This window comes from Acidovorax sp. Root275, from assembly GCF_001428965.1.
In the GTDB taxonomy this organism is placed as follows: domain Bacteria; phylum Pseudomonadota; class Gammaproteobacteria; order Burkholderiales; family Burkholderiaceae_C; genus Acidovorax; species Acidovorax radicis.
Genome location: NZ_LMJH01000001.1, coordinates 118,486 through 131,440, shown reverse-complemented (window position 1 = coordinate 131,440; position 12,955 = coordinate 118,486). Strand labels below are relative to the sequence as shown.

General features: G+C 65.9%; 10 protein-coding genes. 3 read left to right on the top strand and 7 right to left on the bottom strand.

The genetic code is table 11. From position 1 onward, the window contains the following. Window positions 1-125 precede the first annotated feature (125 nt). The 7 genes from ASE52_RS00595 to ASE52_RS00565 form a co-directional block, all read right to left on the bottom strand. A complete protein-coding gene (locus tag ASE52_RS00595) occupies window positions 126-1,772 on the bottom strand; it encodes an ABC transporter ATP-binding protein (RefSeq protein WP_057222992.1) in 1,647 nt (548 codons plus the stop codon). Between the two features lie 10 nt (window positions 1,773-1,782). Continuing rightward, window positions 1,783-2,664, bottom strand: coding sequence for an ABC transporter permease (locus tag ASE52_RS00590; RefSeq protein ID WP_057222991.1), 882 nt, complete (start codon window positions 2,662-2,664; stop codon window positions 1,783-1,785). A 25-nt stretch (window positions 2,665-2,689) separates the two neighbouring features. Further along, window positions 2,690-3,646, bottom strand: a complete 957-nt coding sequence (locus tag ASE52_RS00585; protein WP_010460169.1) for an ABC transporter permease — start codon at window positions 3,644-3,646, stop codon at window positions 2,690-2,692. 36 nt (window positions 3,647-3,682) lie between these two features. After that, window positions 3,683-5,302 carry an ABC transporter substrate-binding protein gene (locus ASE52_RS00580; protein WP_010460167.1) on the bottom strand — a complete coding sequence of 540 codons (1,620 nt, stop codon included), beginning with the start codon at window positions 5,300-5,302 and terminating at the stop codon, window positions 3,683-3,685. A 93-nt stretch (window positions 5,303-5,395) separates the two neighbouring features. Beyond that, window positions 5,396-6,688, bottom strand: a complete 1,293-nt coding sequence (locus ASE52_RS00575; protein ID WP_057222990.1) for an FAD-binding oxidoreductase — start codon at window positions 6,686-6,688, stop codon at window positions 5,396-5,398. 34 nt (window positions 6,689-6,722) lie between these two features. After that, window positions 6,723-7,388 (bottom strand): haloacid dehalogenase type II, encoded by a 666-nt coding sequence (locus tag ASE52_RS00570; RefSeq protein WP_010460163.1) that lies wholly within the window; start codon window positions 7,386-7,388, stop codon window positions 6,723-6,725. Between the two features lie 211 nt (window positions 7,389-7,599). Then, the gene (locus tag ASE52_RS00565) at window positions 7,600-9,081 is read right to left on the bottom strand and encodes an aldehyde dehydrogenase family protein (RefSeq protein ID WP_029413492.1); all 1,482 of its coding nucleotides are present in this window, start codon (window positions 9,079-9,081) and stop codon (window positions 7,600-7,602) included. Between the two features lie 269 nt (window positions 9,082-9,350). Here ASE52_RS00565 and ASE52_RS00560 point away from each other — a divergent pair, with 269 nt between their 5' ends. From ASE52_RS00560 to ASE52_RS00550, 3 genes are all read left to right on the top strand, one after another. Beyond that, on the top strand, window positions 9,351-10,247 hold the full coding sequence (locus ASE52_RS00560; protein ID WP_057225041.1) for a GNAT family N-acetyltransferase: 897 nt from the start codon (window positions 9,351-9,353) through the stop codon (window positions 10,245-10,247). 66 nt (window positions 10,248-10,313) lie between these two features. After that, window positions 10,314-11,267, top strand: a complete 954-nt coding sequence (locus ASE52_RS00555) for a glyoxylate/hydroxypyruvate reductase A (RefSeq protein WP_057222988.1) — start codon at window positions 10,314-10,316, stop codon at window positions 11,265-11,267. Between the two features lie 229 nt (window positions 11,268-11,496). After that, window positions 11,497-12,900, top strand: a complete 1,404-nt coding sequence (locus ASE52_RS00550; protein ID WP_010460155.1) for an aspartate aminotransferase family protein — start codon at window positions 11,497-11,499, stop codon at window positions 12,898-12,900. Window positions 12,901-12,955 lie beyond the last annotated feature (55 nt).

Sequence of the window (12,955 nt, the reverse complement as noted above, 5' to 3'; positions counted from 1 at the left end):
TGCGGCGGCTTGCACCACGCGCAGGCCTTCGGGCATCACTTCCTTGCCTATGCCGTCTCCGGCAATGACTGCAATGCGGAACGCGGGGATCATGGATTTTTCCTTCTTCGTTCTCAATGAAGCATTCAGGCGGCCACAGCCAGGGTGGGTGCCACCACAGGGCGCGGCACGTCGCGCTCTTCCAGCCAGCCCTGGCGCAGCTCAGGCACCGAGGCGGCCAGCAGCTCGTAATACGGATGGTGGGGGCCCCGGTCAAAGTCGGCACGCGCCACCTGGTCCAGCTTGCGGCCGTGCTGCATGACGATGATCTCGTCGCACACCGACCGCACGGTGTGCAGATCGTGGCTGATGAAGAGGTACGACACGCCCAGTTCGCGCCGCAGGTCGGCCATCAGGTCGAGCACGGCCGCGCCCACCACGGTGTCCAGCGCCGACGTCACCTCGTCGCACAGGATCAGGTCGGGCTCGGCCGCCAGGGCACGCGCCAGGTTCACCCGCTGCTTTTGCCCGCCCGACAAGCCGCCAGGCAGGCGTTGTGCCACCGAGTGCGGCAGGCGCACCAGGTCCAGCAGCTCGTGGATGCGGCGCTGGAGTGCAGGTCCTTGCAGCCCCTTGTAGAACTGCAGCGGACGCGCCAGGATGCGTTCAATGGTCTGCGACGGGTTTAGCGCCGTGTCCGCCATCTGGAAGACGATCTGGACCTGCCGCAGCTCTTCCTTGCTGCGCTGGCGCAGGTCAGGCAGCAGCTCACGCCCGTTGAACAGCATGCTGCCCTTGCACGGAGCAATCAGCCCGGCGATGGCACGGGCCAGCGTGGTCTTGCCCGAGCCGGATTCGCCAATCACGCCAACGGCCTGGCCCCGGTAGAGCTTGAAGTTGATGTCCTCCAGGATCAGCGTGGCAGGCTGCCCCTTGGAGTCCACAGTGCCGTAACCGGCGGAAAGCTCGCGCACCTCCAGCAGCAGCTCGCCCTCGCCCTTGCAGTGCTCGGCGGCACGGGGTGCCGGACGGGCGGCCGCCAGCAGGCTCTGGGTGTATTCGTGCGCGGGTTCGGACAGGATGCGTGCCGTGGTGTTGACCTCTTGCGCCTTGCCGCCGCGCAGCACCAGGATGTGGTCGGCCATCTGCGCCACCACGGCCAGGTCATGGCTCACGTACACCGCCGTGGCGCGGCGCTCGCGCACCACGCGGCGAAAGGCGCGCAGCACTTCGATCTGCGTGGTCACGTCGAGCGCCGTGGTGGGCTCGTCCAGAACCACCACCTCGGGGTCGGTGATGAGCGCCATGGCCGCCATGAGCCGCTGCAGCTGCCCGCCCGAGACCTGGTGCGGGTAGCGCTGGCCGATGGTGTCGGGGTCGGGCAGCGCCAGTTCACGAAACAGTTGCACCGCCTTGGCCTCAGCCTCGGCGCGGGACAGGGTGCCATGGATGCGCGCAGGCTCCACCACCTGGTCCATGATGGTGCGCGAGGGGTTGAACGAGGCCGCCGCGCTTTGCGCGATGTACGACACGGTGCGGCCGCGCAAGGCCCGTTGCCCTGCGGCCGAAAGCTTCAACACATCGGTGTCACCAATGCGCACGCTGCCGCCAGAAATGGCGCAGCCGCGCCGGGCATAGCCCATCAAGGCCAGGGCCGTGGTGGTCTTGCCCGAGCCCGACTCGCCAATCAGCGCCAGCACCTCGCCGGGTTGAATGACAAAGCTCAAGTGATCGACCAGAGTCTGATCCCCCGCCGTGATGTGCAGACCTTCTACGATGACCGAAGCACCCATCTATAGCTCCTTAGCGTTCACGGGCGGCACGGCCCGGCAGGTTGTCGATCACCAGATTGACCGCAATCGTGAGGCTGGCAATGGCCATGGCCGGTGCGATCACCGACGCACTGCCCTCGGGCAAGGCGCCGATGTTTTCGCGCACCAGCGAGCCCCAGTCGGCCTCGGGGGGCTGGATGCCCAGGCCCAGAAAACTCAGGCTGGCCAGCAGCAGCACCACGTACACAAAGCGCAGGCCCAGGTCGGCCAGCATGGGCCCCAGGATGTTGGGCAGGATCTCGCGCAGCATGATGTAGAGCGTGCCCTCACCCCGCGTGCGGGCCACGGTCACATAGTCCAGGGCATTGATGTTCACGGCCAGCGAACGGGCAATGCGAAAAGCGCCAGGCACGTAGATGAGCGCAGCGGTGAACACCAACATGCCAATCGATGACCCAAACCCCGCCACCAGCACCAGCGCAAACATCTTGCTCGGGATGGAAGTCAGGGTATCGAGCAATCGGCTCAGGACAGCATCAAGCACCGTGCCGCTGGCCGCCGCCAGCAGTGCCAGCACCGTGCCCGTGCCGCTGGCGATGAGGGTTGCCACCAAGGCCACGCCCACCGTGTAGCGGGCCCCCTGCACCACGCGCACGAGCATGTCGCGCCCCAGATAGTCGGTGCCCAGCCAGTGCATGCCATCCATGGGCGCATAGACGACCGAGGCCTGCAGGTTGACCAGATGAGCGGGCAGCAGCGCAGGGCCCGCCAGCGCTGCGAACAGCCAGAACACCAGAATGGCCAGCCCCACCAGGCCGGAGAAACCAAAACCGGCCAACCAGTGCAGCACCCCGCCCCGCAGCGGCGCATGCACCAGCGCGGGGGCGCCAGAAGAAGGAGGAAGCGTATCCATCAGAAAAGTCCCCAGTCGTTGAGCATCAGCGATGGCGCAGACGCGGGTTGGCCACAATGCCGCACACATCGGCCAGCGTGACCAGCAGCAGGTAGCCGGTGCAGAAAATCATGGCGCAGGTCTGCACCAGCGGCATGTCGCGCTGGGTGACACCATCCACCATGAGCTTGGCGATGCCGGGGTAGTTGAAGATGGTCTCGATCACGATCACACCACCCAGCAGGTACGACAGCGACAGCGCCACCGCATTCGCAATGGGGCCCACCGCGTTGGGCAGCGCATGCGCCAGCACCATGCGCAGGGGCGAAGCACCCTTGAGGCGCACCATCTCGATATAGGGGGCTTCGAGCTGGTCGATAACCGCCGCACGCGTCATGCGCATCATCTGCGCCACGATCACGCAGCACAGGCTGAGCACTGGCATGGCAAAGGCGCGCAGCATCTGCCCCACCGATTCGATGTCGCTCACATACGAAAGCGCGGGCAGCCAGCGCAGCTGCACCGCAAACACCAGCACCGCCAGCGTGGCCACCAGAAACTCGGGCACCGACACTACCGCCACCGACAGGCTCGACGCTATGCGGTCCAACCACGAACCCCGCCAGACTGCGGACGAGATACCGAACAACAGGGCGATGGGCACGGAAAACAGCGCGGTCACCGCAGCCAGCAGCAGCGAATTGGGCAACCGGCTGCCCACCAGATCGGCCACGGGCATCTGCGTGGTCACGGACTGCCCCAGGTCACCGCGCACCGCACCCCAGAGCCACTTGAGGTAGCGCTCGGGGGCGGGCACATCGAGCCCCATCTGCGCACGCAACGCAGCCAGGGCCTCTGGGGTCGCTTCCTGGCCAAGCTGCTCTTGCGCGGCGTCGCCCGGCAGTACGGCGGTGATCGAGAACACGATCACCGACACCGCCAGCAGCGACAACAGCGCAATGAGCAGGCGCTTGGCCAGCAGCGAGAAAATCACGCGGTTCATGCAAAGCCTTCCGTTGCAGATTTCCAGCCCGGCGCGTCAAGCATCAAGCCAGACGTGCTCGGCGAAAGCGTAGCCCATCAGGCCGCCCAGCGGAATGGGTGCGAGCCCCTTGAGCTTGGAGCTGTGCCCGTCAATGCTGGCCAGGAACAGCGGGATGCCGATACCGGCTTCGGTGTGGATCATGGTCTGCATGTCGGCATACATCTGCTTGCGTTTGGTCAGGTCCGTTTCGGCGCGGGAAGCGAGCAGCAACTGATCGAACTGAGCGCTCTTCCAGCGCGACTCGTTCCAGGCGGCGTCCGACTTGAAGAACTGCGTGAGGATGGTGTCGGCACTGGGGCGGGGGTTGACGTTGCCAAAGCCGACGGGGCTGTTCAGCCAATGGTTGGACCAGTAGCCATCGGCGGGCATGCGCTTGACATCGATGTCGAGCCCGATTCGCTGCCCGGCTTGTTGCAGCAGCAGCGCAATCTCCACCGAGTACATCGCGGCGGGCGAAGTCACCATGGGCACCTTGCCCGTCACGCCAGACTTTTGCAGATGGAACTTCGCCTTGTCCAGGTCGAAGGGGCGCTGCGGCAGGTCCTTGAAGTAGAAACGGTTGGTGGGGTCGATGGGCTGGTCGTTGCCCAGCACTGCGTAGTCGAGCGCAATGGTCTTCTTCATCTGCTCGCGGTCGAACAGGAACTTCATGGCCTGCGCAAAATCAGGGTTCATGCCGGGGCCCATATCCTTGCGCATGATGAGGTCGGAATACTGGCCCGACTGCGTGGTGAAGATGCCAAAACCGGGTGTGCCCTTGACACGCGCCACCGAGCGCGGATTGACCGATGCCACGAGGTCCATGCCCCCCGAAAGCAACGCATTCACGCGGGCCGTTTCGTCGCCAATGCCCACGAACTCGATTTCATCCAGGTACGGTTTGCCAGGCTTCCAGTAGGCATCGTTGCGCACCACCAGCGAGCGCACGCCCGGTTTGAACTCCTTGAGCTTGTAGGGCCCCGTGCCAATGCCAGCATTGAAGTCGGTGGTGCCCTCCTTGACGATGTGGAAGTGGAAGGTACCCAGGATCACCGGCAGGTCGGAGTTGGGGGCCGACAGCACGACAGTCACTTCGTTGGGGCCGCTGGCGCGCACGGCCTCGATCTGGTCGGCCAGCACCTTGGCCTTGGATGCGGTGGCCGGGTCCTTGTGGCGCAGGATGGAGAACACCACGTCGGCGGGCGACAAGGCCTTGCCATCGTGGAAGACCACGCCCTTGCGCAGGGTGAACACCCAGGTCTTGGCATCCTGCGTGTTGAAAGATTCGGCCAGCGCGGGCTGGGGCGTGAGCGAACCATCCAGCGCGGTCAGGCCGTTGTAGAGCATGTTGCCGCGCGAGTAGTCGGTCTGGTTGGACTGCTTGGCCGGGTCCAGCGTGTCGGTGGCAGCGGCCGTGGCGCCCGCCACGCGAATGCGCCCACCGCGCCGGGGCGTCTGGGCATGGGCCGATGTGGCCAACCCGGCCATGCTGCCAGCCACCGTGGCCTGCATGCCACAAGCGGTCAGCATGGCCAGCACGTCACGCCGGGTAGCCCCCCGCTTGAGCGAGTCCATCACGCGAAGGCTCTCGCTGGGACCGACAAGTTTCTGGAACTGTTTGTGGCTATCGCTCATGGTCATGCTCCTGGTTGAAAAAAAGGGAGGGGGTCGTGGGATCGTTGTCGTCAAAAAATCAAACGGATGTGGGCTCTTTCGGTCGTCTCGCCGTCAAGCCACCCGGTCTTTGAGCCGGAAATACAGGCCCACCGCGGGCAGGAACCAAGGGGGCCCGAAGTGGCCGGGAATGGCAGGCCAGTCGCGGCCCTTCCAGGGGTTGGCACTGGCATCACCCGCCATCACGTCGGCCATGCACTGACCCATGTGGACGGACATCTGCGTTCCATGGCCGCTGTAGCCCATGGAATAAAACAGGCCATCGCGTTCACCCGCATGTGGCAGGCGGTCCTGGGTCATGTCCACCAGGCCACCCCAGCAGTAGTCCAGCCGCACCTTGCCCAACTGAGGGAACGTGGCAGCCAGGCCTGCACGCAGGACCTCGCCACTGGCGGCATCGGACTGCGGGCTGGAGATGGCAAACCGTGCACGACCGCCAAACACCAGGCGGTGGTCGGCCGTGAGGCGAAAGTAATGGTGGATGTTCGCAATGGTGGTGTAGGTGCGGCGCTCTGCCAACAAGGCGCTGGCACGGTCGGCACCCAGAGGCTCGGTCACCACGATGAAGCTGCCAATCGGCACGATGCGCCGCCGCAGCCAGCCAAAGCTGCCGTAGCCGCCGTGGCGGGATGCACCTGTGGCCAACAGCACCTGGTTGGCCCGCACCACCCCACGGTCGGTGTGCAGGCGGTGCACCTGCCCCTGCACACGTTCCACGCGGTTCACCCGCGTACCGGTGTAGACCTGCGCCCCATGGCGCTGTGCGGCCTGGGCCAGGCCCTGGGCAAAGCGCCCCATGTGCATCTGCGCGCTGCGCTTGTACAGCAGCCCGCCCATGAAGCGCTCACTCTGCACTTCGGCCTGCACGTGTGCGGCATCGAGCACCTGCACGTCGGTGTCCACACCGTCGGCCACCAGGCGCTCGGCGCTGCGGTGCAGTGCGTCCATCTGGTAGGCCTTGGTGGCCAGCTTGAGCTTGCCGTGGCGCAGAAAGTCGCAGTCAATGCCTTCCTCGCGCACCAGGCGGTCCACGGTATCCACCGCGTCGTCGTAGGCGTGGTACCAGGCGCGGGCCTGGTCGACACCCACCCTGGCGGCCACATCGGCGTAGTCCACCGCCAGGCCATTGTTGACATGGCCGCCATTTCGGCCTGAGGCCTCGGGGGCCACCGTGGCGCCGGCTTCCAGCACCACCACACGGGCACCACGCCGGGCCAGCGCCAGGGCCGCAGACAGCCCCGTGAAGCCGCCACCCACAATGGCCACATCGACCTGCGCAGGCAGCGCCGGGGCCGCCGCGCCAGGCAAAGCGGGCAGCGAGTCGTTCCAGTAGGAGTCGAGCTTCATGGTGTGCCGTGGGTTCGTGGTTTCGCGCCAGGGATCAAAGGCCCACAACACCGGGCAGGCCGCCGATGTCCTGGATCTCGGTGTAGCCGTAGGCTGGGTTGCCGGGGCCGTGGCCACGGTTCACAAACACCTTGTTCTTGATGCCGATGTCGTCGGCCGACATGAGGTCGTAGCGCAGGCTGGAGGACACATGCAGCACGTCCTCGGGGTTGCATCCGAGCGAATCGAGCATGTATTCAAAAGCCTTGAGGCGAGGCTTGTAGGCCTGGGCCTGCTGCGCGGTGTACACACGGTGAAACGGTGCGCCCAGCATGGCCACGTTCTTCTGGATCTGCGCGTCCGCTGCGTTGGAGAGGATGACCAGCGGGATCTCCTTGGCCACCTTGGCCAAACCGGCGGGCACATCGGCATGCGGGTCCCAGGTGGGAACGGCGTCGTAGTATTTTTGGCCGTCGGCGTCGAAGTATTGAATCTTCCATTTCTTGCACAGGCGGCGCACGGCGTTCTTGAGCACCACCTCGTAGGGCTGCCAGTCGCCCAGCACTTCATCAAACCGGTAGGCCGTGAAGTCGGCAATGAACTGCTCCATGCGCTCGGCCGGGATGCGGTCGGCAAACAGCTCGCGCGTCATCTCGCCCATGCGAAAGCGGGTGAGCGTGCCGTAGCAGTCAAAGGTCACGTACTTGGGGCGGAAAGTCATGGTCTCGAATCCTTGTTGGAACGGTCACCGACCGTGGCGGGTCGCATCGTTTAATCACCGTTTGCGACAGAGTTATTACAAATTCATTGGAGCACGCAAGCGCGCAGAACATGTTGGGAAATGGGGGGCGTCCACGCGAGAAAGTTGCGCATTGCGTGGGGGCCTGCGGCATGCCGTGCGGTGTGCACTGCATGCGTGCACCTCCGCACCATTAGTGCGCCGCAGCAAAGTCGATCAGCACACTTTTGAAGCGCAGATTGGCTTCCACCGCCTGGCGCCCCAGGTCCTTGCCAATGCCCGACTGGTGGTACCCGCCCGTCGGAATCACAAAATCCGCGCTGCGGCCATAGCGGTTGATCCACACCGTGCCTGTCGAGAGGCTGCGCATGGCACGCAGGGCACGGCCGAGGTCTGCGGTGTGTACACCCGCTGCAAGACCATAGTGCTCGTGCGCGGCCAGCGACAGGCCCTCCTCTTCGGTGTCAAAGGTCTGCACGGTCAGCACGGGGCCGAAGATTTCCTCCTGCACCGCGGGGTTGGTGGCCGTCACGCCTTCCACCAAGGTGGGCTGAAAATACGCTCCACCGGGACCGCCGTCAAACAGCCCCCCGCCGCAGCGCAGTTGTGCACCCGCATCCCGCGCGCGCTCCACGATGTCCAGAATCCGTGCGGCCTGCGGCGCGGAGATGATGGGCGGCAAGGTGGCCTGCGCATCCCAGGTCGCGCCGGGCCGCAGCGCCGAAAAGCGCTGCGCAATGCGATCAACCAGCGCCTCTGCGATGCCACGCTGCACGATCAGGCGCGAGCCAGCCACACATACCTGACCCGCATTTCCCGTGATAGCCCCCGCCACCATGCCCGCCAGGCGGTCTACATCGGGCGCATCGTCAAACACCAGCTGCGGGCTTTTGCCACCCAGCTCCAAGGTCACAGGCTTGGGGCCCTGCAGGGCACAACTGGCCATGATGGCGGCCCCCGTGCGGGTGGAGCCCGTGAACGTCATCTTGGCGATCAGCGGGTGGCGCGTGAGGGCGTCACCAGTGGTGCGGCCATCGCCCTGCACGATGTTGAAGATGCCAGCGGGCACCCCGGCCTCGATGGCCAGCTCCGCCAGGCGGATGACGGAATACGGCGTCATTTCCGAGGGCTTGAGCACCACGGCATTACCTGCTGCCAGGGCGGCGCCCACCTTCCACGACACCATGACCAGGGGGAAATTCCACGGGGTAATGGCACCCACCACGCCATAGGGCTCGGCCACCACCATGCCCAGGTGGTCATGGCGCGTGGCTGCCACTTCGCCCCCCAGCTTATCGGCGTATTCCGAAAAGAACCGCAGCCCCTCGGCCGTGAACGGCACATCCCACGCCATGGCATCGCGCACAGGACGGGTGGAGCACACGGCCTCCAGCGTGGCCAGATGCTCCCCGTCGGCCTCGATCAGGTCGGCCCATCGCCGCATCACCCGGGCCCGCTCGCGCGGGGCACGCCGCGCCCAGTCACTGCTGCGCCAAGCCTGCCAGGCGTTCTGCACAGCGGCATCCACGGTACTGGCGTCGGCCAGTGGCAGGCCGGCGTGCTCTTGCCCGTCCGAAGGGCGCAGCACGCTCAGGCGCGCGGTGTCGGGCACCACACGGCCACCGATGAAGTGGCCGCTGGTGACGGCAATGGAGCGGGGATCAAATAACTGCATACAGGCACCGAAGAGGAAGATGAGAAAACTTGGAGGCGAAAAACCCGCCGCCAGGCGCGTGAACGCACTGGCGAAAACTGTCATTGATGCTAGGCAGTAAGCCCCAGCATTTGTGGCCGTAAGAGCCCCTTGCGCCGCAGCGAATTGCAAAAGCCACGGGCCACACAGGCAAAGCTTGCAAGTTGCTGGCAAACCCTTATTCGCACTGGCGTGCAGGCGCGTTGTCGTCCAAGATAGACAGCAATTTCAATGACACAAGGTTGCTGTTCATGCGCTTGAAGTCCCCTTTCCCGGCCCTCGAAAACGCCACGGCGACCGACGACGGCGTGCTGCTGCGCCCCATGACCGAAGCCGATCTCCCCCACACCCAGGCACTGTCGGCAGAATTGCGCTGGCCCCATCGCCCGACCGACTGGGAGCAGGTGTTTGCGCACGCCGAAGGCCTGGTGGCCGAGCGCGACGGGCAGATCATCGCCACAGCCCAGCGCTGGCGCTGGGGCGAGCGGCACGCCACGATGGGCCTGGTCATCGTGACGCCCGCGTGCCAGGGGCGCCGCATCGGCCACCGGCTGATGACGGCCCTGCTCGATGGCCTGGACGATTGCACGGTGCTGCTGCACGCCACGGCCGAGGGCCGGGGCCTGTATGAACGGCTGGGCTTTGTGCGCATTGGGGAAGTCCGCCAGCACCAGGGCGTGGCGCAACCCACGCCGCTGATCGGGCTGCCTGCCGGTTGGCGCCTGCGCCCAGCAGGCCTGAACGAGGCGCATGCCCTGCACCAGCTGGACGCCGAGGCCCGTGGCATGCCGCGTCCCGCCCTCATCGACGACCTGCTGGCGCAGGCAGACGCCTGCGTGGTGCTGGACCACGATGGCACCCAGAAAGGTTTTGCGATGCTGCGCCGCTTTGGTCGCGGGCACGCGATCGGCCCCGTGGTGGCCCCCGATGCCGACAGCGCCAAAGCCCTCATCGCCCACCTGGCGGGCATGAACGCCGGGCACTTCACCCGCATCGACATTGACTTTGACTCCGGCCTGGCCGAATGGCTGGAGAGCATTGGACTGCTGCGTGTAGACGCGCCCACCACCATGGTGCGTGGCACGCCCCTGCAGCACCCGGAAGGTGCCTCCCGGCTCTTTGCCATCGTGACCCAGGCCGTGGGCTGACCGCTCCCGGGCCACATTCCGCCCGCCACACGGCCAGGCCACCTACGCTCCACTCCTTTTTCGCGCATGAGCTCCACAGCCCCCCTCCCTCCGGCCACCTTTCTCTACAAGTCTGACCCGGTGCGTGGCCAGCAGTGGGCGGATGTCTTTCGCGAACGCGCCCCAGAGATCGACTTTCGCATCTGGCCCGACATTGGCGACCCGGCCAAAGTCCGGTTTCTGGCAGCTTGGGAACCGCCCGAGCAACTGGCAGAACGCTTCCCCCACCTGGAGGTGCTGTTCTCTTCAGGAGCAGGAGTGGACCAGTTCAATTTCAATGCACTGCCCACCCACTTGCCCGTTGTGCGCATGGTGGAGCCGGGCATCGTCCAGGGCATGGTCGAGTACGTGACCCGAGCAGTGCTGGACCTGCACCGCGACATGCCCCAGTACCGCCGCCAGCAGCAGCGCGGCGAATGGCGCCCGCTGCCCGTGCGCCCTGCCAGCCAGCGCCGCGTGGGCGTGCTGGGCCTGGGCTCGCTGGGCCAGGCGGTGCTGCAGCAACTCCAGGGCATGGGCTTTGCCTGCGCGGGCTGGAGCCGCTCGCGCCACCACCTCGAGGGCATTGGCTGCTATGCAGGCAATGACGAGCTGCCCGCATTTCTGGAAAAGCTCGACATCCTGGTGTGCCTGCTGCCGCTGACCGATTCGACCCGGGGATTCCTGAACGCCGACCTGTTCAGTCGCCTGCCTCCAGGCACATCCCTCGTGCATGTGGGGCGCGGCCCGCAGCTTGTCACCTCCGACCTGCTGGCCGCCCTGGCCACGGGCCAACTGGCCGAGGCAGTGCTTGACGTGACCGACCCGGAACCCTTGCCCGCGTCGCACCCGGTGTGGCGCCACCCCCACGTGCAGATCACCCCACACATCGCCAGCATGACGCAACCGCTGAGTGCAGCCGCCGTGGTCATCGACAACCTGCACCGCTTTCACGCAGGCACGCCCATGACAGGGCTGGTGGACCGCACGCGGGGCTACTGAAAAGGGGGCCACCACCCTGCACATGCAGCAGCTCCGTGCACCACGGCGGTAACCACCAAACGATGTGCTGTACAGCCCCCAACAACCGCAGCGTGCTGTGCCCAAGGCCCCCAAAGCAGCACCACGTTGCCCGGCAATCCCCCTAACCTTGGTCCCATGAACAGGTGCAGCGGCACCTGTGGCCTCCGCCCTTTTTGTCCCTTGCACTTTGCCACCAACGGATACCGCCATGACCCACTCCGAAGCCCTTCCCCAGATTGCCGCGCTGGACGCGCTGGACCGTGCCCACCTCATTCACCCCGTGGCCCCCTGGCGCACGCATGAAGAACGCGGCCCCAACATCCTCACCGCCGCGCAGGGTATCTGGCTGACCGACGGCAAGGGCCACCAGCTGCTCGATGCCTTCGCGGGCCTGTGGTGCGTGAACGTGGGCTATGGACAAGAGAGTGTGGTGCAGGCCGCAGCCGAGCAAATGCGCAAGCTGCCTTACGCCACCGGCTACTTCCACTTCAGCAGCGAACCCGCCATTCGCCTGGCCGACAAGCTGGTGCAGATTTCTCCCGCATCGCTGCAGCACGTGTACCTCACGCTGGGAGGCTCGGAAGCGGTGGACGCTGCGGTGCGCTTCATCGTGCAGTACTACAACGCCATTGGCAAACCCGCCAAGAAGCACTTCATCGCGCTGGAGCGCGGCTACCACGGCTCGTCGTCCACCGGCGCAGGCCTCACGGCACTGCCCGTGTTCCATCGCGGGTTTGATCTTCCGCTGCCCACGCAGCACTACATTCCCTCGCCCAACCCCTACCGCGCCGCCAACCCGGCCGATGGCCAGGCCATCATCGATGCGTCGGTCGCGGCCCTGAAGGCCAAGGTGGCCGAGCTGGGCGCCGAGAACGTGGCGGCCTTCTTCTGCGAGCCCATCCAGGGCTCGGGCGGCGTCATCGTGCCGCCCAAGGGCTGGCTCAAGGCCATGCGTGATGCCACCCGCGCGCTCGACATCCTGTTCGTGGTGGACGAGGTCATCACCGGCTTTGGCCGCACCGGCCCCATGTTTGCGTGCGACGCCGAAGGTGTGGACCCCGACCTGATGACCGTGGCCAAGGGCCTGACCTCCGGCTACGTTCCCATGGGCGCGACGCTGATGAGCGACAAGGTCTATGCCGCCATTGCCGATGGTGCCCCCAAGGGCGCGCCCATCGGCCACGGCGCCACCTACTCGGCGCACCCCGTGAGCGCGGCGGTGGCGCTGGAGGTGCTGCGCCTGTATGAAGAAGGGGGCGTGCTGGCCAACGGACAGCGCGTGGCCCGCGCCTTTGGCCAGGGTCTCGACGACCTGCTGGCCCATCCGCTGGTGGGCGACTCGCGCCACCGGGGCCTCCTGGGTGCGCTGGAGCTGGTCAGCAACAAGACCACCAAGGCTGGTTTTGACCCCGCACTGGACCTGCCCGGCCGCATGGCGGCCACCAGCTATCGCAACGGTATCGTGTTCCGCGCGTTTGGCGACAACATCCTGGGCTTTGCCCCGGCCCTGACGTTCACCGAAGCGGACTTTGGCCTGATGTTCGAGCGCCTCAAGAAGACGCTGGACGACGTGCTGGCCGCACCCGACGTGCGTGCCGCATTGAAGGACTGACCTGGCGCCCCATTGCAGGTGTAAACCACATCGCAACAGCCCCCTGCGCAGCCGC

What these genes read in the sequence shown, in the direction of transcription:
- ASE52_RS00595 (WP_057222992.1), bottom strand. Translation starts at nt 1,772, where the DNA reads ATGGGTGCTTCGGTCATCGTAGAAGGTCTGCACATCACGGCGGGGGAT.
- ASE52_RS00590 (WP_057222991.1), bottom strand. Translation starts at nt 2,664, where the DNA reads ATGGATACGCTTCCTCCTTCTTCTGGCGCCCCCGCGCTGGTGCATGCG.
- ASE52_RS00585 (WP_010460169.1), bottom strand. Translation starts at nt 3,646, where the DNA reads ATGAACCGCGTGATTTTCTCGCTGCTGGCCAAGCGCCTGCTCATTGCG.
- ASE52_RS00580 (WP_010460167.1), bottom strand. Translation starts at nt 5,302, where the DNA reads ATGAGCGATAGCCACAAACAGTTCCAGAAACTTGTCGGTCCCAGCGAG.
- ASE52_RS00575 (WP_057222990.1), bottom strand. Translation starts at nt 6,688, where the DNA reads ATGAAGCTCGACTCCTACTGGAACGACTCGCTGCCCGCTTTGCCTGGC.
- ASE52_RS00570 (WP_010460163.1), bottom strand. Translation starts at nt 7,388, where the DNA reads ATGACTTTCCGCCCCAAGTACGTGACCTTTGACTGCTACGGCACGCTC.
- ASE52_RS00565 (WP_029413492.1), bottom strand. Translation starts at nt 9,081, where the DNA reads ATGCAGTTATTTGATCCCCGCTCCATTGCCGTCACCAGCGGCCACTTC.
- ASE52_RS00560 (WP_057225041.1), top strand. Translation starts at nt 9,351, where the DNA reads ATGCGCTTGAAGTCCCCTTTCCCGGCCCTCGAAAACGCCACGGCGACC.
- ASE52_RS00555 (WP_057222988.1), top strand. Translation starts at nt 10,314, where the DNA reads ATGAGCTCCACAGCCCCCCTCCCTCCGGCCACCTTTCTCTACAAGTCT.
- ASE52_RS00550 (WP_010460155.1), top strand. Translation starts at nt 11,497, where the DNA reads ATGACCCACTCCGAAGCCCTTCCCCAGATTGCCGCGCTGGACGCGCTG.